This window comes from Nitrospirota bacterium (assembly GCA_040752355.1).
Lineage (GTDB): Bacteria > Nitrospirota > Thermodesulfovibrionia > Thermodesulfovibrionales > Dissulfurispiraceae > JBFMCP01.
Map to the genome: position 1 here is coordinate 1 of JBFMHE010000014.1, position 17,885 is coordinate 17,885.

At 60.1% G+C, this 17,885-nt stretch carries 19 protein-coding genes; 7 read left to right on the forward strand and 12 right to left on the reverse strand.

Features of this window, described 5'->3' with window-relative positions; genetic code table 11:
• Positions 1-401, forward strand: a 401-nt coding sequence (locus AB1805_10810) for a PhoU domain-containing protein (protein MEW5745910.1), incomplete at its 5' end; no start/stop codon positions are given.
• Here the strand turns inward: AB1805_10810 and AB1805_10815 are convergent.
• The 11 genes from AB1805_10815 to AB1805_10865 form a co-directional block, all read right to left on the reverse strand.
• A complete protein-coding gene (locus tag AB1805_10815; GenBank protein ID MEW5745911.1) occupies positions 402-1,454 on the reverse strand; it encodes a chemotaxis response regulator protein-glutamate methylesterase in 1,053 nt (350 codons plus the stop codon).
• Between the two features lie 78 nt (positions 1,455-1,532).
• Positions 1,533-2,420 (reverse strand): protein-glutamate O-methyltransferase CheR, encoded by an 888-nt coding sequence (locus tag AB1805_10820; GenBank protein ID MEW5745912.1) that lies wholly within the window; start codon positions 2,418-2,420, stop codon positions 1,533-1,535.
• Entirely contained in the window at positions 2,398-4,530 is a 2,133-nt protein-coding gene (locus AB1805_10825) for a Cache 3/Cache 2 fusion domain-containing protein (protein ID MEW5745913.1), read from the reverse strand. The genes AB1805_10820 and AB1805_10825 overlap by 23 nt, the downstream gene beginning before the upstream one ends.
• Positions 4,531-4,548: 18 nt before the next feature.
• A complete protein-coding gene (locus tag AB1805_10830) occupies positions 4,549-5,094 on the reverse strand; it encodes a chemotaxis protein CheW (protein MEW5745914.1) in 546 nt (181 codons plus the stop codon).
• 51 nt (positions 5,095-5,145) lie between these two features.
• On the reverse strand, positions 5,146-7,332 hold the full coding sequence (locus tag AB1805_10835) for a chemotaxis protein CheA (GenBank protein MEW5745915.1): 2,187 nt from the start codon (positions 7,330-7,332) through the stop codon (positions 5,146-5,148).
• 2 nt (positions 7,333-7,334) lie between these two features.
• A complete protein-coding gene (locus AB1805_10840) occupies positions 7,335-7,700 on the reverse strand; it encodes a response regulator (protein MEW5745916.1) in 366 nt (121 codons plus the stop codon).
• Between the two features lie 29 nt (positions 7,701-7,729).
• Entirely contained in the window at positions 7,730-7,888 is a 159-nt protein-coding gene (locus tag AB1805_10845) for a hypothetical protein (GenBank protein MEW5745917.1), read from the reverse strand.
• 43 nt (positions 7,889-7,931) lie between these two features.
• Positions 7,932-8,186 carry an STAS domain-containing protein gene (locus AB1805_10850; protein MEW5745918.1) on the reverse strand — a complete coding sequence of 85 codons (255 nt, stop codon included), beginning with the start codon at positions 8,184-8,186 and terminating at the stop codon, positions 7,932-7,934.
• Between the two features lie 172 nt (positions 8,187-8,358).
• Positions 8,359-9,735, reverse strand: coding sequence for a sigma-54 dependent transcriptional regulator (locus AB1805_10855; GenBank protein MEW5745919.1), 1,377 nt, complete (start codon positions 9,733-9,735; stop codon positions 8,359-8,361).
• Positions 9,732-10,067 carry a hypothetical protein gene (locus AB1805_10860; protein ID MEW5745920.1) on the reverse strand — a complete coding sequence of 112 codons (336 nt, stop codon included), beginning with the start codon at positions 10,065-10,067 and terminating at the stop codon, positions 9,732-9,734. The genes AB1805_10855 and AB1805_10860 overlap by 4 nt, the downstream gene beginning before the upstream one ends.
• A gap of 50 nt (positions 10,068-10,117) precedes the next feature.
• Entirely contained in the window at positions 10,118-10,627 is a 510-nt protein-coding gene (locus AB1805_10865) for a hypothetical protein (protein MEW5745921.1), read from the reverse strand.
• Positions 10,628-10,679: 52 nt separating this feature from the next.
• Between AB1805_10865 and AB1805_10870 the strand changes: the two genes are divergently transcribed.
• Positions 10,680-11,636, forward strand: coding sequence for an amidohydrolase family protein (locus tag AB1805_10870; protein ID MEW5745922.1), 957 nt, complete (start codon positions 10,680-10,682; stop codon positions 11,634-11,636).
• A gap of 15 nt (positions 11,637-11,651) precedes the next feature.
• On the opposite strand, the gene lgt is transcribed toward AB1805_10870, so the two are convergent.
• Positions 11,652-12,422 carry a prolipoprotein diacylglyceryl transferase gene (gene lgt / locus AB1805_10875; GenBank protein ID MEW5745923.1) on the reverse strand — a complete coding sequence of 257 codons (771 nt, stop codon included), beginning with the start codon at positions 12,420-12,422 and terminating at the stop codon, positions 11,652-11,654.
• Between the two features lie 200 nt (positions 12,423-12,622).
• On the opposite strand from lgt, the gene AB1805_10880 reads away from it, so the two are divergent.
• The 5 genes from AB1805_10880 (at position 12,623) to ispG (ending at position 17,781) form a co-directional block, all read left to right on the forward strand.
• Complete coding sequence (locus tag AB1805_10880) at positions 12,623-13,297, forward strand: rhomboid family intramembrane serine protease (GenBank protein MEW5745924.1); 675 nt, start codon at positions 12,623-12,625, stop codon at positions 13,295-13,297.
• Between the two features lie 201 nt (positions 13,298-13,498).
• Positions 13,499-13,762, forward strand: coding sequence for a co-chaperone GroES (locus AB1805_10885; protein ID MEW5745925.1), 264 nt, complete (start codon positions 13,499-13,501; stop codon positions 13,760-13,762).
• Positions 13,763-13,798: 36 nt separating this feature from the next.
• Positions 13,799-15,436 (forward strand): chaperonin GroEL, encoded by a 1,638-nt coding sequence (gene groL, locus AB1805_10890; protein MEW5745926.1) that lies wholly within the window; start codon positions 13,799-13,801, stop codon positions 15,434-15,436.
• Positions 15,437-15,618: 182 nt separating this feature from the next.
• Positions 15,619-16,722 carry an endolytic transglycosylase MltG gene (gene mltG, locus AB1805_10895; GenBank protein ID MEW5745927.1) on the forward strand — a complete coding sequence of 368 codons (1,104 nt, stop codon included), beginning with the start codon at positions 15,619-15,621 and terminating at the stop codon, positions 16,720-16,722.
• Between the two features lie 6 nt (positions 16,723-16,728).
• Complete coding sequence (gene ispG, locus AB1805_10900) at positions 16,729-17,781, forward strand: flavodoxin-dependent (E)-4-hydroxy-3-methylbut-2-enyl-diphosphate synthase (protein ID MEW5745928.1); 1,053 nt, start codon at positions 16,729-16,731, stop codon at positions 17,779-17,781.
• Positions 17,782-17,885 lie beyond the last annotated feature (104 nt).

Sequence of the window (17,885 nt, forward strand, 5' to 3'; positions counted from 1 at the left end):
TGGGAGACCTCGCCGTCAACATAGCGGAGCGCGCCCTGGAGCTCAACGAGGAGCCGCTGCTGAAGCCCTACATCGATATTCCCCGGATGAGCCAGATCTCGCAGGGCATGACGAGGGACGCCCTCGACGCCTTTGTGGAGCGGGACAAGCGGCTTGCGATGGACGTGATCATGCGGGACGATGAAGTGGACGACCTCAAGCACCAGATCCTGCAGGAGCTGCTCTTCTTCATGGTGCAGGACCCGAGCACCGCGACGAGGGCGATGAAGATCAGCTTCGTGGCCCAGTATCTGGAGCGCATCGCGGACCACGCGACGAACATCGCCGAGATGGTCATCTACCTGGTCGCCGGCAAGATCATCCGCCACATGCAGCACCCCGAGGAAGAGACCGCGAAGTAGTCACCGTCTCCCGGCGAGGAAGGCGGCGATCCCGTCGAGGGAGGCGACCGTATCGGCTGCGCCCAGCTCTATCGCCTTGCGCGGCATGCCGAAGACGATGGACGATGCTTCATCCTGGGCGAGCGTAGCGGCTCCTGCCTGTTTCATGGCGAGCAGTCCCCGGGCGCCGTCTTCCCCCATGCCCGTCAGGATAACCCCCACGGCATTCTTGCCCGCCTCCCTGGCTACGGAACGGAAGAGCACGTCCACCGAGGGCTTGACGAAGTTCACCGGCGGGCCGTCCATGAGCTCCGTGTAGTACAAGGCCCCGCGCCGTACGACGGTCATATGCACGCCGCCCGGGGCGATCAGGACCATCCCGCGTACGATGCGGTCGCCGGAGGACGCCTCTTTCACGTCCACGCGCGAAAGGGTGTCGAGACGCTCGGCAAAGGAGCGGGTAAAGACAGGGGGCATATGCTGGACGACGACGATACCGGGGGTCTCTTCCGGCAGGGCCGCGATGATCGCGGTGAGGGCCTGGGTGCCTCCTGTCGAGGCGCCGATGGCGATCATTGTATCGGTCGTCGCCATTCTCTGCGGGTCGAACTGCCGGGACAGGGGCCTGGACCGCTCCAGAGGCGGGGTCCGGTGGCGCGCCCGGACGGTTACCTGAGCCGCGACGCGTATCTTGCTGACGATCTCTTCACTCAGCCGGGTAATGCCGTTCGTGATATCGCTGCCCGGCTTTTCGACAAAATCGACAGCGCCGAGCTCGAGCGCCTTCAGGGTCGTTTCACACCCGCGGTGAGTGAGCGCGCTGACCATGATCACCGGGAGCGGCCGGGTGCTCATCAGCTGCTCGAGGAAGGCGAGCCCGTCCATGCGCGGCATCTCGACATCGAGGGTCAGGACATCGGGCTCGAGGTTCTGGATTTTGGACAGGGCGAAGATCGGGTCCTGCGCGGTGCCGACCACCTCGATGTCGCCGGTCTGGTTGAGTATCTCGGTGAGCAGGTGGCGCACGACGGCTGAATCGTCTATGACGAGCACGCGTATCTTCTTCCTTGTCATCATCCCTGTGCCTCGAAGCTCCTCCCCAGGCGTCCCCCCGGCCCCTCGTGACAGAGCAGGAGACCGGACGCTGCTTCGTCAGTTCTTGCGGTAGACCGTTATGAAGACCGGAACGAACTGCTCCTTATCGAACATCGTCTCGGAGTGGCCCAGGAAGAGATGCCCCTCGTCTGCGAGGTGGACATGAAACTTCGACAGTACATGCCGCTTCATCCCGTCGTCGAAGTAGATCATGACGTTCCTGCAGAAGATGATGTCGAAAGGATGTTTGAACGGGTAGGCCCCCTCTTTGAGGTTCAGCCGCCTGAACCGGATCATCTCCCGCAGGAAATCCTTGGCCCTGATCCGGCCCGCGTGTTCACCCGTTCCCCTAAGGAAGTAGCGCTCCACGACTTCCCGGGGGATGTCGTCGGGAATCTGTTCGCGCTCGTAAATCCCCGCCTGGGCGGTCTCGAGCACCCTGGTCGAGATATCGGTCGCGAGTATCCTGATGTCCCGAGAGCGGCTCTCGACGCCGCTCTCGTGAAGGGCCTCGTGTACCGTAACAGCAACGGAATAGGGTTCTTCCCCCGTCGAGCAGCCGGCGCTCCATATCCTGACGGTCTTCCGGCCGAGCAGGTCGGGGAGAATGGTTTTTCTCAGGTACTCGAAATGGTACTTCTCCCGGAAGAAATTGGTCGTGTTCGTCGAGACGCTGTTGAGCATCTGGATGAGCTCGCCCTCATCACTCCTGACCCGCTCGAAATAATCACGAAAGCCGGAGCAGCCGCACTGCTTCAGCCTGCGCGAGAGCCGGGAGACGAGGAGCCCCTTCTTGTTCTGCGTGAGCCGGATGCCGGCAACCGTATAGATGAGCTCCGCGAAGAGGGAGAACTCCTCATCACTGATGCCTTCCCGGAAGCGCTCTTCCGAAAGACAGACCGGCACTGCCGGCCTGCCGTGATCAGAACTCTTCAAAGCCCCCATTGCCGCCCTTCTTTTCTTTTACCGCAGCAGGCGCCGATGAGGAGAGCCCGGCTCCGGCGAGGGGGAGCGCCGGCTTGAGCTCCCTTGCCTTGAAGGAGGGCGGCGCAGCGCTCTCGGCTGTTCTCCTGTGCGGTATTCCTTTTTCCTCCTCCACCGTAAAGAAGGAGATGAGGCTGAGGAGCTCCTTGGCCTGGGAAGCGAGCTCCTCGGCGGCGGCAGCGGTCTCCTCCACCAGCGAGGCGTTCTGCTGGGTCGACTGGTCCACCTGCTCCATGGCCGTGTTCACCTGGTTGATCCCCGAGGCCTGCTCCGCAGCAGCAGCCGCCACCTCGTCCATGAGGTCCACCACCTTCTTCACTCCCGTGCCGATCTCCTCGAGCTTCACACTGAGCTCCTGGGCGAGCTGTACGCCCCGGGAGGTCTTCTCCACGCTGTCCTCGATCAGCCCGGTGATCTCCTTGGCGGACTGGGTCGTCCGCTGCGCCAGGCTCCTGATCTCCGAGGCGACCACGGCAAAGCCCTTGCCGTGCTCTCCTGCACGGGCAGCCTCGACCGCTGCATTCAGGGCGAGCAGGTTCGTCTGGAAGGCGATCTCCTCGATGACGTTGGAGATGGTGGCGATCTTCCCGGAGGAGCGGTTGATCTCGTCCATGGCCCTGATCGTATCGCCCATCACGGTGCTGCCGGACTCCGCGAGGGTCTTGGTGCCCTGGGCGAGCTTGTTGGCCTCGCGGGCGTTCTCGGCGGTGTGCCTGATCGAGGCGGACATCTCCTCCATGGTCGAAGAGGTCTCCTCGACCGAGGCCGCCTGCTCGGTGATGCGCTGCGAGAAGTTCTGGTTCGCCTCGGCGATCTGGTCCGCTGCCGCCGATACCTGCCCCGACGACTCCTTCGTCTGGGTCACGATGCGCTTCAGGTCAGCGGCCATGCTCGCCATCGCCCTGAAGAGCTCTCCTATTTCGTCCTTCGAGGCGCTCGTGATCTCGCCGGTCAGGTCGCCGCCGGCGATGCGATGGGCTACGGCGACCGATTCCCGGAGCGGCCGTGAGATGAGGCGGGCTATCGCGCCGTAGAGCAGGACGGCAAGGGCCACGACGAGCACGATGCTCGCGCCGATCACGTAACGCCTCAGGATGATACCGTCCTTATGGAACTCTCTCATGTAGCTCCCGCCGCCGATCACCCAGTCCCAGTTTTTGAAGTACGTATAGACGACGATCTTCTCCCGTGCGCTCGTCTCGCCCAATTCCTTGTTGATCCAGGGATAGTAGATGACGCCGTCCTTCTTGTCGAGTATCTCCCTGATGAACTCCCGCCCGTTGCCGTCCTTTGTGTTCAGGATGTTCTTGCCCTCCTGAGCGGGATGGATGACGAGGGTCCCGAACTCCTTTCCCGCCTTTGCGTCGAGGGCGTAGACATAGCCGGTGTCGCCGATCTTGAGCGACCGGATTTTATTCTTCAGCGCCTTCAGCCCCTCGGTGAAGTCGAGACCTACGAAGAGAGCGCCGATGACGTTCCCGTGATCGTCCTTGAGCGGGGTGTACTTGGTCATGTAGTCCCTGCCGAAGAGCGTCGCCTTCCCGGTGTAGGGCTCACCCCTGAGAAGGCTGGCGCAGGCGGGATGCGCCCGGTCGAGGGCGGTGCCGACGGCCCTGGCCCCGTCTTCCTTCTTGAGCGAGGTGGTTATCCGGATGAAGTCCTCGCCTTTCTTTGCGAAGATGGTGGCGACGCCGCCGGTCGTCGCCGTAAAGCGGTCCACCGCTGCAAAGTTGAGGTTGAGCGCGCTGCCTCCGGACCTGAGCACCGGGGTCTCGAGGTCACCGACCGCGACCGTCTTTCCCGCTTCCGCCGAAACCCGCTCGGGAACGTACGAGGCGAAGACCGCGCCGAGCTTGTCGGCGCTCTGGCGCAGGCTGCTGTCGTAGACTTCGACCATATCAGCAATGAGCCTGGTCTTGGACTTCAGGTCGTCGAGGCTCTTGCCGTCGAGCGAGCGGGTGGTGAAGACGCTGATGAATACGGTGAAAAGAGCGAGCGCCGAAAGAACTATGGCGAAGAGCATCAATGAGAGCTTGCTTGCCAGGGATAGATCGCTGAACCGTTGCCTCATGATACGAACCCTCCGCCTCTACGCCTGCAGCGCCCTGCGCTCTTCATCGGCGCCGGGTGAACAATGTTCGACTCCCCCGCCTCCCTGCAGCTCGGCGAGCGCCATCGTATCCGTCTCGGAAAGGATTTTATTGATATCCAGAATGATCACGAGAGCGGTATCGACCTTCGCCATCCCTTTCATGAAGGCAGTGTCGACCCGGGCGCCGAAGGACGGCGTGTCGGAGACGGATTCTTCAGCAATGTGGAGGACGTCGGATACGGCGTCGACGATGAGGCCCATGATGCGCGTCTCGACCTCTGTCACGACAACACAGGTATGCCGTTTGTATTCATCCGAGCTCATGGCGAACTTGCGTTTCAGGTCGATCACGGGGATTATGGTGCCGCGAAGGTTGATGACACCCTTGAAGAAGTCGGGCAGATGGGGCACCTTGGTGATGGCGCCGAGTTCGATAATTTCCTGTACCGCCAGCGCGTCGATGGCATATGCCTCGTCGTTAAGGAAAAAGGTGACGTACTGCCGGCCGCCTTCCGTCTGGCTCCCTGTCGCTGGTGCTGTCATCTCTGTCACGTAGCCCTCCTTTGTATCAGTCTGGCGCATCAGTTCGGCTGTCTACCGCCTGCTGAGCTCCCTGCTGATCTCCCTGCTGATCTCAATGATACCCGGGACATCAAGGACGAGCGCCACCCTGCCGTTCCCGAGAATGGTGCCGCCCGCGATATCCTTGATCCGCGGGGTTGCGGTACCGAGATTCTTCAATACGATCTGCTGCTGTCCGGCGAGCTCGTCGACGAGCAGGCCGTAGCGTTTCCCTTCATACGCGGTGATGATGACGATCGCTTCCCAGGGCCGCTCCTGCCGGGAAGTTATGCCGAGCAGCCTGTCGAGCCGGATGAGGGGGAGGTAGTCACCCCTGACGGCGACCACTTCACCCCGCTCGGTCAGGGTCTTGACGTCGTCCCGTCCGGGCCTGAGCGACTCGACGACGAGGGAGATGGGGATGACGAAGGGTTCGCCGCCTATCTGTACGATCAGCCCGTCTATGATGGCGAGCGTGAGCGGGAGCTTGACCGAGATAGTGGTTCCTTCGCCCGGCTTCGTGTGAATGAGCACCCTGCCGTTGAGCTCCTCGATATTCCTTTTTACCACATCCATGCCGACGCCGCGGCCCGAGACGTCGCTCACCTTGTCGGCAGTCGAAAAGCCGGGAAGAAATATCATGCTGCATATCTGCTCGTCCGTCATCTCCCGCGCCGCCGCCGGATCGGTTACCAGTCCCATGGCATGGGCCTTCTTCAGGATCTTTTCTCTGCTCAGGCCCTTCCCGTCATCCGCCACCTCGATGAAGACGGCATCGCCCATCTGGAAGGCGCTCAGGTGAATGGACCCCTTCGGTGTTTTGCCCGCCGCAGCGCGCTCCTCCGGCGTTTCGATGCCGTGGTCGATGGCGTTGCGGATGAGATGGACGAGGGGGTCCGTTATTTTCTCGAGGACTCCCTTGTCGAGCTCCGTCTCCTCGCCGCTGATCGCGAGCTCGATCTGTTTATTTTTGCTTACCGACAACTCCCGCACCAGCCGGGTGAACCGGTGGAAGACCTCGCCGACCGGGAGCATCCGGAGCGACATCGTGCTCTCCTGTATCTCCCTTCCCACTCTATGGAGCTGGGAGAAGAGCACTTCCAGCTCCTGCAGCGCCGGCACGAGAGACCCCGCCTGTCCCGGATCACCGTTGCCGCCGGGAGCGCCGTTCCCGGCAGCGGGGATGTCCTGCAGCGCCTGCTGGAACATGGAGTGGATGATGACCATCTCCCCGACGATGTTGATGAGGTGATCCAGCTTCCTGAGGTCTACCCGTATGGTCGAGGATATCGAGCTCTTCAGCGACTCGGTTTTCTTGTGATTCTGCTGCTCCACCACCCGCTCGAGGTCAGTGGGCGTTATCTTGCCCTTTTCGACCAGTATCTCTCCGAGCTTCTTCTGGCTCTTCAGCGCATTCTCGACGTCCTCCGGCTTGACGGCGCCCTCGCGGACGAGCATCTGCCCCAGGAAGGGAAACTCGGCCTCCCGGGCGGTGAGGGGGGTGATCCTGATATCGCTTCCCTCTTCGACGAACTCGAAGACCTTTCTGATGTCCGCCTCTGCCGCGGAGCTCTTGAAGTGTATGTCCCAGCGGACGTAGAGGTCTTCGGGATCGAGCTCGGAGAGGGGGGGCACTGCATCGGTGTATGCCTTTATATGCGCCACGATTCCCAGCCCCCTGAGCTCATCGATGAGGATCGACGGGTCTATGCCGCGCCTGAAGAGGTCGGGGCCGGGAATGAACTTGATCAGGTATGAGCGTTCCTGAGCAGGGCATCCGGCCGGGGCGGCGGCATCGCCGGGAACATCAGGGAGGATGGCGGAGGACCCGGCTCCTCCCTCCCTCAGCGCCTCCATGCGCGTCATCAGCGCCGAGCATCGGGAAATATCGAAGACCGATTCCGAAGCCACGCACTCGACCATCTCCTTGATCAGGTCCGTTGCCTCGAGGAAGAGCGAGATGACCTCCTTGTCGGCAACGAGCGTATCATGGCGCATGGCATCGAGCACCTCTTCCATCGTGTGGGTGAAGCGGGCGATATCGGTAAGGCCGATGGTGCCGCTCGATCCCTTGATCGTGTGGGCGGCCCTGAATATGGTATTGAGCAGCTCTTTGTCCTGCGGCGACTGCTCGAGCTCCAGGAGACCGTTCTCGAGGTCCGCTATCCGCTCCATCGCTTCTTCTACAAAAATGGTATAGAGTTTCTTGAAGTCGACCATCGTTATTTCACGAATTTCCTGACCGTCTCGACCAGCTGCTCCGGGGTGAAGGGTTTCACGATCCATCCGCTCGCCCCTGCCTGCTTGCCCTCCTGTTTTTTCGATTCCTGGGATTCGGTGGTGAGCATGAGCACCGGGGTGAATTTGCAGCCCGGTTTTGCGCGGAGCTGCTTGATGAGCTCGATGCCGTCCATCTCGGGCATATTGAGATCCGTAATGACCATATCGATCGTTGCGCCGGAGAGCTTGTCGACGGCGTCCTTGCCGTTCACCGCTGCGGTGACCTCATACCCTGCATCCTTCAAAGCAAAGGAGACGAGCTGCCTCATCGAAGCTGAATCATCGACGATCAGTATGTTTTTCGACATGGGAGACTCCTTTTTACGTTTGTGACAATCTAGTTGGCCTGTATCGGTAACGACCGGTAGATCGGGCAGGTCTGCGTATCGAGCTCCTCGCAAAAGCGTCTGAGCTCGATGATGCTCGGCACATAGGGCGAACGGGCCGCTGCGATGCATACGCCGACATAACGGTCCATGAAGTAGGGACATCTCATGGCACTCTTCTCCAGCATCCGAATGAGCATAGGGTGTTCCCGCTCATAGCTCCATCCCGATGGACGCCTGGAGCGCGGCAATCTCTGCGGAAGAAACGATCGTGAGCCGTTTCCTTGTTTCCCTGCACTCTTTCTGGGCGGCAACCAGCATCTGCAGTGCAGCGATATCGACCCTCCTCACCCGCGATGCATCGACGACTACTGCATCGCTTTCACGCAGGGCGCCCTGCAGTTGGTGCATGGTCTCGCTGATCTCCCGAATGGTGAATGCATCCCTCATGACAAGGCTTTTTTCCATATGCGTATCCTCCCTCCGCGTGCCGGCCCTCCTGAGTCGGGCGGGCGCAGTCGGTAAAAAGGTGATTCAAGAACAGTGCCAAGGCGAGCTGGATGATTTAAAAGGATTTTTGCAACAGAAGAGAGGGCAGGGTATGGAAACTATTCCATAGTGTGGAGAGCGCTCCAGATTTTTAGTGAGTAACTCTGACCGGCGAGTTGATAGCGTATTCCTTTATCTTGGTCAGCAGGGTCTTGTAGTCGACCTGGAGCATCGAGGCGGCCTTCGACTTGTTGCCGTGGGTAAATTCGAGCACCTGCCTGATAGCTTTCGCCTCCACGTCCCGTACCGCCATGGCGGAAAGCTCTTTGAGCGGCAGAAGGGGCAGGGAGCTGCTCTCTCCGCTCCTGTCGCCGACCAGGAAATCGAGATGCTCCGGCCTGATCGTAGCGCCGCTGCAGAGGAGTACGGCCCTCCGGATGACGTTCTTCAGCTCCCGCACATTGCCGGGCCAGGGATAGCGAACGAGGAGCCCCAGGGCCTCATCCGAAATATCGTGCATCTGCTTGTTCAGCTCCGCCACAGCCTCTCTGAAGAACTTCTGCGCCAGGAAGGGGATATCGTCTCCTCTGTCCTTGAGCGGCGGCAGGTCGATGATGAATTCCCCGAAACGGTAAAAGAGGTCCTCGCGGAACTTCTTTTCCCTTACCGCCTGGCGGATATCTTTGTTGGTCGCCGCGATGATGCGGACGTCGATCTCGACCGGCTGGGTGCTGCCGAGAGGATAGACTTTCCTCTCCTCGATCACCCTGAGGAGCTTGCTCTGTACATAGGGAGACATGTTTTCCAGCTCGTCGATGAGGATCGTGCCGCCGTGCGAATGCTCGAAAAAGCCCTTCTTTTTCCGGTCGGCGCCGGTAAAGGCGCCCTTTTCGTGGCCGAAGAGCTCGCTCTCGACCAGCGTCTCGGGAATGGCTCCCATATCGACGACGACGAACGGACCGTGCGCGCGCCTGCTCAGCTGGTGAAGGGCATGGGCGATCGTCGTCTTCCCCGTGCCGGTCTCCCCCTGGATAACGACCGAGAAGTCGCTCCACGCCACCTGGTGGATCTGTTCGATGATCCCTTTGATGATATCGCTCTTGCCGAGGAGCCACTCGAGCGATACCCCCACCGCGGTATTCAGCCGCTTCACCGCCCGTTCGAGCTCCGCCTTCTCGATCGCCCGCTCGAGCGTCAGCATGAGCCGGTCGAATTTCGGCGGTTTGAGGATGAAGTCATAGGCGCCGAGCTTGATCGACGCCACGGCGGTCTCTATGTCGCCGTGCCCGGTGACGATGATGATGGGGACATCGGGCCGGATCTTTTTCAGCTCCTGCATGGCGTCGATGCCGTCCATGCCGGGCATCTTGAGATCGAGCAGCACCGCCGACGGCGCCTGCTGTTTGATGAGCTCGATCGCTGCGGGACCGCTCGGCGCCTCAGCCGTCGAGAAGCCGCTGTCGATCAGGATCTGTGCAAGGGTGGAGCGGATGGTCTTGTCGTCGTCGACGATGAGGATCGTGCTCATGGCATGGTGATCGCGAGGTCGTAGGTCCCGACGCTGACCCGGTCGGCGACTCCCTGCTGCCACAGCAGCTCCATCACCTTTACCCGGGCATGCTTGGGCACCATGAGGATCAGCTTGGTTCCCGGCTGGGCGAGCGTCTTCCAGGCTGCCGCTTTTTCAGGGGTGATGGTACTCTCGGTCTCCACCTCGACGAGGGCGAGCACGAGGCCGTGGCTGGCGAGGGTAAGGTCGGGCGTCCCCGAGGGGTTTACCGTTATTTCGCCGTACTCCCTCGCGAGCCGGTATCTGAGATGGTCGACTACCAGATCGTGCAAGAGCCGTTCATTTGCCATACGCTGCATCCATATTCAATAGAAACCGGGTAAAAGGGATGTGTAAAGGCTTACCGTTTATGCTTCTTCGTGAAGTCTACTTCAATAACATTATCGGAGCCACCGGCTTTTACTTCACTGCTTCTGCCGTCTCCCTCCGCCGTTGTCTCCGCAGCAGGCTCGCGCTCGCGCAGAAAGGCGTGCACGCGCTCCACCGCCTTCGATTCGAGCGCAGGCCGCGCTTTCTGAGCCGGGACCGGCAGGGTGCAGGGAGAGGTGACGAACTGGGCATTCAGCTCCGAGGAGTAGACCGCAGCGATATTCGCGGCGGGGATGAAGCACTTCTGCGGTGATGTGCCGAAGACCAGCGTCGCCGTTATCCCGCAGTCGTCCCACGAGAAGCTCATTCTCGCGTTAAAGACGAGGACGATGCCGTTCTCCTTCTCTTCAGCGGTAAAGCCCCGGTTTCCGAGGACCACCTCATCGGAGTGGCGCACGAGGATGAACGCCCGGCCTGCGAGGTTCATGAACTCGAAAAATATCTGCCGCTTTATGGTGTTCAAGTCCCGGGGCGCTTCCATAGTATCATCTCTCTTGACAAAGGAAATAAAATAATAGAAGTATACCATAACCATGGCAGGCGATTTTGCGAGCGCGCGCACTTCTCCGGGGCTGCTTATCGTTCCGCCCTTCAGGGACAGCCACATGCATTTCCTCAGGGACGGCAGACCGGTGAGCAGGGAGGTCCTGCCCGAGATACTGCGGGCGTATCTGCAGTGGGGGGTCTTCTCGGTGTGCGATATGGGGCACCAGAGCGGTATAGGGCTGGAGGCGAAGATGCTTCCGGATATCGATATCGTTTCGGCTGGATATGCCCTTTACCGCACGGGGACCTACGGCTCCTTTCTCGGCAAGGCGGCGGCCGGGGCAGCCGCTATAGAGAGGGTCGTCGCCGAAATCGCTGCTGCGGGCGCCGACTTCGTGAAGGTCGTCAATTCGGGGATCGTCCTCACCCGGGGGGCCGGCATCGTCTCCGAGGGAGGATTTTCTGCGGAAGAGCTGCGTGTCATCGTGGCCGGGGCAGCCGCGCACGGCCTGCGTACCGTCTGCCATGCGAACGGCGACGGGGCGATACGGCGCGCGCTCGATGCAGGCGCCTCATCCATCGAGCACGGCTTTTTCATTACGCGCGAGTCGCTCCACCTCATGGCGGAGCGCACGGTCTCCTGGACGCCGACGGCGCATGCGTTCGCGAGCCTTGCCCGGTACTGCCCGCCGGATGAAGCCGGGCATGTAGAGAGGATTCTCGACAGCCATCTCTCCTCGATCAACTATGCCGCGTCGATCGGCGTCACGCTGCATGTCGGCACCGACAGCGGCTCGAAAGGGGTGTCCCACGGCGCATCGTACATCGAGGAGCTGCGGCTCTTCCTGAAAGCGGGACTGCCGCTTGAGCAGGTGCTCGCCGCAGCCTGCATGGAGCAGGAGGAGATCGACAAGGGGAATTACCTCGTCGTGAAGAGCGACTTCATATCTTCCGGTATCATAGAGGAGATCGTCAAAGGAGGAGAGAGGGTCGCGCGGTCGTAAGGTCACGCACGCGCGTCATCCTCTCGTGCGCAGCGCGAGGAGCACCGCCCCGGCGATCATCATCGCCACGCTCAGGAGCTGCCCCATGGTGAACAGGCCGAGGATAAAGCCGAGCTGGGGATCGGGCTCCCGGAAGAACTCCACGAAGAACCTGAACAGCCCGTAAAGGATGAGAAAGAGGGCGGTGAGCACCCCGGTCCGGCGCACGCGGTCTTTGGCGAACCAGAGAATGAGGAAGAGGAGCACCCCTTCGAGCAGCAGCTCGTAGAGCTGGGAGGGATGGCGCGGCAGCGGGCCCCCGCCGGGGAAGACCATGCCCCAGGGCGCGTCCGTAACCCTCCCGTAGAGCTCTGCATTGATGAAGTTCGCCAGCCTCCCGAGACCGAGGCCGACAGGCGCGGTGGCGATGACCAGGTCCGCGAGCTGCCAGAAATCGAGCTTCGCTCTCTTGCAGAAGAGATACCCGGCGAGCACGCTCCCGATCAGCCCGCCGTGAAAGGACATGCCGCCGTGCCACACGGCGAATATCTCGAGCGGATGGGTCAGGTAATAGGCGGGATTATAGAAAACAACGTATCCCAGCCGGGCGCCCACCAGGAGGCCGATGATCAGGGCCGAGTAGAGCGATTCGATGCGCTCCTTGGGCAGAGGGAGCCGCTTCTTTGCCGCCTGATAACGGACCAGGAGGTAGGACGCGAGGAACCCGAGAAGATACATGACCCCGTACCATCTGACCTCGAACGGTCCGATGCGGAAGATCACGGGATCGATGTCCGGATAAGGAATCATGCAGCCTCCATGCCCTGTAGTGCAGCCTGAAAGAATATTATACCTTAAAGTTATAAGCGGAACTTGCGGCAGCGCCGCGGAGACGAGGAGCACAGCGAGGGTAGTCTTTCAAAATATGAGGAAAAATCTTGCGATACGCCATACAATAGAAGAGAGAGGTACCATATCTTCCCTGATATGCTGAAGGAGACCGATCGATGATCCCTTTTAAGGACGACAACCCGACCGAGACGTATCCGTACGTCACCGTAGGCCTGATCGCGCTGAACAGCCTCATCTTCCTCTGGCAGTTGATGACTCCGGCAGGGGGGGAGCAGGTCGCATTCCTCTATGGCGCTATCCCTCAAAGCCTCATCACCATGGAGCGCACGCAGCCGATATCGCCGGTGATGAGCGTCTTTACCTCCATGTTCCTGCATGGAGGGCTCTTCCATGTCGCGGGGAACATGCTCTATCTCTGGATTTTCGGCAACAATATCGAGGACTCGCTCGGCCACGTCAAGTTTCTTCTTTTCTACCTCTTCTCTGGTATTGTCGCCGCTTACAGCCATGCCCTCACCGACCCGAGCTCGACCATACCCATGATCGGCGCGAGCGGCGCTGTTTCGGGCATCCTGGGCGCCTATCTGCTGCTCTTCCCTCATGCGCGTGTTCACACCCTCATCATCTTCGGCTTTTTCTGGCAGGTAGTGAGGATTCCCGCCGTGGTGGTCCTCGGTTTCTGGATCGTGCTGCAGGTGTTGAACGGCATTCTCGGCGCCGGGGCCCTGCGGCACGGCGGGGTGGCGTGGTTCGCCCATATCGGCGGCTTTATAGCGGGCATCATCACGATAAAATTGTGGCGTCCCAGGAAAAGAGTGAGATTTTTATAGGAAAAGGCAGATAATAGCAGAAATTCGGCGAAATAAGTCGATATCTGCAAATATCCGGCCCTCAAATCTCTTGCTTCTTCTTTGCATTTCCGGTTATATTAGCACTCATCGGGATTGAGTGCTAATAACAGCCCTAAGCATCCACGTTAATCCGTCAGGGTGAGAGTGTAAAACTAATTCCAACAAGGAGGTATGCAAGGTATGAAGATCAAGCCGCTCAAGGACAGAGTCGTAGTGAAGTACTCGGAGGAGGAGGTCGAGAAGACCGCCGGCGGCCTCTACGTGCCGGATGTGGCGAAGGAGAAGCCCCAGAAGGGCATCGTCGAGTCGGTCGGGTCAGAGGTCAAGGAACTGAAGGAGGGGAACACCATTCTCTTCGACAAGTATTCGGGCTCGAAGATCAAGATCGACGGTACGGAATATTTGATTCTTAAGGAAGAAGACGTTTTAGGCGTTATCGTTTAAGCTCAACAGCGGAATAAAAAAGGAGGATGAGAACAGATGGCAGCAAAACAGCTCTTGTTTGATGAGACAGCGAGACAGTCGATGCTGAGGGGCATTACTATTTTGACCGATGCCGTAAAGGCGACCCTCGGCCCGAGAGGAAGGAATGTCATTATCGACCGGAAGTTCGGCGCCCCGAATATCACGAAGGACGGCGTCACGGTCGCCAAGGAGATCGAGCTCAAGGAGCCCTACGAGAATATGGGCGCCCAGCTCCTGAGAGAGGTCGCCTCGAAGACCTCTGACGTGGCAGGCGACGGCACCACCACGGCGACCGTTCTGGCCTATGCCGTTTACAAGGAGGGCATGAAGCATGTGACTGCCGGCGCCAACGCGATCGACCTCAAGAGGGGCATCGACAAGGCGGTCGAGGCGGTCGTCGCCGAGCTCAAGACCATGAGCAAGACCATTGCCGACAAGAAGGAGATCGCGCAGGTCGGCACCATTTCCGCCAACAACGACGCCACCATCGGCGAGCTCATCGCCGACGCCATGGACAAGGTCGGCAAAGACGGCGTCATCACCGTCGAAGAGGCGAAGGGCATGGCTACCACCCTGGACGTCGTCGAAGGCATGCAGTTCGACCGGGGCTACATCTCCCCGTACTTCATCACCGATCCCGACAGGATGGAGTGCGTGCTGGATGATGTGTTCATCCTCATTCACGACAAGAAGATCTCGAGCATGAAGGACCTCCTCCCCATTCTCGAGCAGGTCGCCAAGATGGGCAGGCCGCTCCTCATCCTCGCCGAGGAGGTGGAGGGCGAGGCCCTCGCAACTCTCGTCGTCAACAAGCTGCGCGGCACCCTGCAGGTGGCTGCGGTCAAGGCCCCGGGCTTCGGCGACCGGAGGAAGGCGATGCTCGAGGATATCGCCGTTCTGACCGGCGGTACCGTCATCTCCGAAGATCTCGGCCTGAAGCTCGAGAACGTCAAGCTCAACGACCTCGGCAGGGCCCGGAAGATCACGATCGACAAGGAGAACACCACCATTGTCGAGGGCGCCGGCGATGCGTCCAAGATCCAGGGAAGGGTGAAGCAGATCAAGACCCAGATCGACGAAACGACCTCCGACTACGATAGAGAGAAGCTCCAGGAGCGGCTCGCAAAGCTGGTCGGCGGCGTTGCGGTAATCAATGTCGGCGCTGCAACCGAGGCCGAGATGAAAGAGAAGAAGGCGAGAGTCGAGGACGCGCTCCATGCAACGAGAGCGGCGGTCGAGGAAGGCATTGTGCCCGGTGGCGGCGTAGCGCTCATCAGGTGCATCAAGGGCCTCGATAAAGTGAAGCTCGACCACCACGACCAGCAGCTCGGCGTCGGCATCGTGAAGAAAGCACTCGAAGAGCCGATCAGGCAGATCATCCAGAACGCCGGCATCGAGAGCGCGATCATTGTCGAGAAGGTCAAAGGCTCCAAGGAAGCCAACTACGGCTATGACGCTTACCGGGAAGAGTACACCGATATGCTGAAGGCCGGCATCATCGACCCGACCAAGGTGACCCGGTCGGCGCTCCAGAACGCCGCGTCGGTATCGGGCCTCATGCTCACCACCGAGGTGATGATCACCGAGCTGCCGGAAGAGGAGAAGAAGATGCCGGCAATGCCTCACGGCGGCGGCATGGAAGGGATGTACTAAACGGCGGGAGCCGGAATTCGGCGCTACAGCAGCAGAGAGGCCGGAAAGCAGGGGCGATTGGACCAATCGCCCCTGCTTTTTAGGAGATGGTGTATTTGTAGTTTAGGGTAAAGATTTGGTACTATTACTGAAAAGGGCCCCGCTCAATTTTTTGTCCCGTCTCCTCGATAACATAAGAAGCCATGAGAAAGATAACCGTGAAGAACAACGCGAAGATACTGCTCGGATCGCTCGCCGCGCTCTTCCTGGTCTATATAGGCATTCAGCTCTTCGTCCCCTCGGATATCGGCAGTATCGGCGCTCCCCAGGTCGAGATCGAGATACCTCCGGGCACCACCTACAAGCAGGCGATCAACATCCTGAGGAAGCATAATCTCATACGCGACAAGACGGTGTTCATCGTCGTCGGGAAGCTTTCGGGCCTCGACAGGAAGGTGCGGGCAGGCTACTACTCGTTCATGGGAAAGATGAGCCCCTTCCAGGTCTTCAAGCGCCTCGTCTCGGGAAAGATCATCGAGTACGAGATCACCGTCATCGAAGGCGACAGCCTCCTCGAGATAGGCAGGAAGCTCGAGACGTACAGGCTCGTATCGGTCGATGATTTCGACGCGCTTGCCAGGGATAAGGAGCTCATGACCCATCTCGGGATCGAGGCCCCGAGCCTCGAAGGGTATCTCTTTCCCCAGACCTACCGGATACCCAAAGGCGCAACCCCCAGGGCGATCGTACGGCTGATGGTGAATACCCTGCGGGACACGTATACGGAAAAGCTCAGGGAGCGCGCCGGGAAGCTGGGATGGAGCGAGCGCGAGGTGCTGACCATGGCCTCCATTATCGAAAAGGAGGCGATCGTCGACGAGGAGCGTCCGGTCATTTCCGCGGTCTACCATAACCGGCTCAAGAAAGGGATGCTCCTCCAGGCCGACCCTACCTCCATTTACGGCGTCAAGAGCTCGAAGGAGCGCATTACGCTCAGCGATCTCAAGAGGAAGACGGAGTATAACACCTACCTGATCAAGGGGCTGCCTCCCGGTCCGATCGCCTCGCCGGGGCTGAAGTCGATAATGGCCGCCCTGTATCCTGCCAATGTCCCCTATCTCTACTTCGTATCGCAGGGCGACGGCACGCACCGGTTCTCGAAGACCTGGACCGAGCATGAGCAGGCCGTCAAGCGGTTCAGGGCGATTCAGGCGGCACAGGCTGCTCCGGCGCCCGCGCCGGAGGAGACCGAAGAGGCCCTTGCCCCTGTCACTCCTGTTGCCAAAAAGACCAAAAAACAAAAATAATAGGGAATGATCACGAGAAGGCCTACGCGCGAAATAAGGGTGGGGAGTGTCGCCGTCGGCGGACAGAACCCCATCACCGTCCAGTCGATGACCAAGACCGATACCCGCACTGTCGGCGCCACGGTGGAGCAGATCCGGGCGCTCGAGGCTGCTGGCTGCGAGATCGTCAGGCTCGCCGTTCCCGATGAGGCGGCGGCCCGTGCCCTCGGCCCGATAAGGCAGGGGGTGTCGATCCCGATGATCGCCGATATCCATTTCGACTGGAGGCTCGCCCTCGAGGCGATCAGGCAGGGCATCGACGGGCTCCGGCTCAACCCGGGGAATATCGGCGCCGGCTGGAAGGTGAAAGAGGTCGTGCTCGCGGCAAAGGACCGGAAGGTGCCGATCCGCATCGGCGTGAACGCAGGCTCCCTCGAAAAAGAGCTGCTCGAGAAGTACGGACACCCGACGCCCGAGGCGCTCGTGGAGAGCGCCGAGGGGCATATACGCATTCTCGAAGACCTCGACTTCAGGGATATCAAGGTGTCGCTCAAGGCATCCAATGTGATGAAGACGGTCGAGGCCTACCGGCTCTTCTCGCGGAAGTACGACTACCCGCTGCACATCGGTATCTCGGAAGCCGGCCCTTCCTTCAGCGGCATCATCAAGAGCGCCGTGGGGCTCGGGATACTGCTCGAAGAGGGGATCGGCGACACCATGAGAGTCTCGCTCACCGCCGAGCCGGAGGAGGAGGTGCGGGTTGCATACGAGATCCTGAAGTCCCTGGGAATTCGGCAACGAGGGCCCGAGATCGTCTCCTGTCCCACCTGCGGCCGCTGCTGCATCGACCTCAAGCCGCTCGCCCAGAAGGTGGAGTCCGCGATAAAAGATATGAAAGAGCCGATCACCGTCGCGGTGATGGGCTGCGTCGTCAACGGCCCCGGCGAGGCGCGCGAGGCCGATTTCGGCATCGCCGGCGGCAAAGGGATGGGGCTCGTATTCAAAAAGGGCGAAGTGGTGAAACAGGTCAAAGAGGAAGAGCTGCTCGAGGCGTTGATGAAGGTGATAAGGGAATCGTAATGGCACATGAAAGTTCTCGAATATTCCGATGAGAGCGCAACCGTGGAGAAGGAACCCTCGTCTATCTTAACCCCTCAAACACACGCTTCCATTTTCTTGATAAG

Coding starts and splice junctions, on each gene's coding strand:
- AB1805_10815 (MEW5745911.1), bottom strand. CDS start 1,454: ATGACAAGGAAGAAGATACGCGTGCTCGTCATAGACGATTCAGCCGTC.
- AB1805_10820 (MEW5745912.1), bottom strand. CDS start 2,420: ATGGGGGCTTTGAAGAGTTCTGATCACGGCAGGCCGGCAGTGCCGGTC.
- AB1805_10825 (MEW5745913.1), bottom strand. CDS start 4,530: ATGAGGCAACGGTTCAGCGATCTATCCCTGGCAAGCAAGCTCTCATTG.
- AB1805_10830 (MEW5745914.1), bottom strand. CDS start 5,094: ATGACAGCACCAGCGACAGGGAGCCAGACGGAAGGCGGCCGGCAGTAC.
- AB1805_10835 (MEW5745915.1), bottom strand. CDS start 7,332: ATGGTCGACTTCAAGAAACTCTATACCATTTTTGTAGAAGAAGCGATG.
- AB1805_10840 (MEW5745916.1), bottom strand. CDS start 7,700: ATGTCGAAAAACATACTGATCGTCGATGATTCAGCTTCGATGAGGCAG.
- AB1805_10845 (MEW5745917.1), bottom strand. CDS start 7,888: ATGAGATGTCCCTACTTCATGGACCGTTATGTCGGCGTATGCATCGCA.
- AB1805_10850 (MEW5745918.1), bottom strand. CDS start 8,186: ATGGAAAAAAGCCTTGTCATGAGGGATGCATTCACCATTCGGGAGATC.
- AB1805_10855 (MEW5745919.1), bottom strand. CDS start 9,735: ATGAGCACGATCCTCATCGTCGACGACGACAAGACCATCCGCTCCACC.
- AB1805_10860 (MEW5745920.1), bottom strand. CDS start 10,067: ATGGCAAATGAACGGCTCTTGCACGATCTGGTAGTCGACCATCTCAGA.
- AB1805_10865 (MEW5745921.1), bottom strand. CDS start 10,627: ATGGAAGCGCCCCGGGACTTGAACACCATAAAGCGGCAGATATTTTTC.
- AB1805_10870 (MEW5745922.1), top strand. CDS start 10,680: ATGGCAGGCGATTTTGCGAGCGCGCGCACTTCTCCGGGGCTGCTTATC.
- AB1805_10880 (MEW5745924.1), top strand. CDS start 12,623: ATGATCCCTTTTAAGGACGACAACCCGACCGAGACGTATCCGTACGTC.
- AB1805_10885 (MEW5745925.1), top strand. CDS start 13,499: ATGAAGATCAAGCCGCTCAAGGACAGAGTCGTAGTGAAGTACTCGGAG.
- groL (MEW5745926.1), top strand. CDS start 13,799: ATGGCAGCAAAACAGCTCTTGTTTGATGAGACAGCGAGACAGTCGATG.
- mltG (MEW5745927.1), top strand. CDS start 15,619: ATGAGAAAGATAACCGTGAAGAACAACGCGAAGATACTGCTCGGATCG.
- ispG (MEW5745928.1), top strand. CDS start 16,729: ATGATCACGAGAAGGCCTACGCGCGAAATAAGGGTGGGGAGTGTCGCC.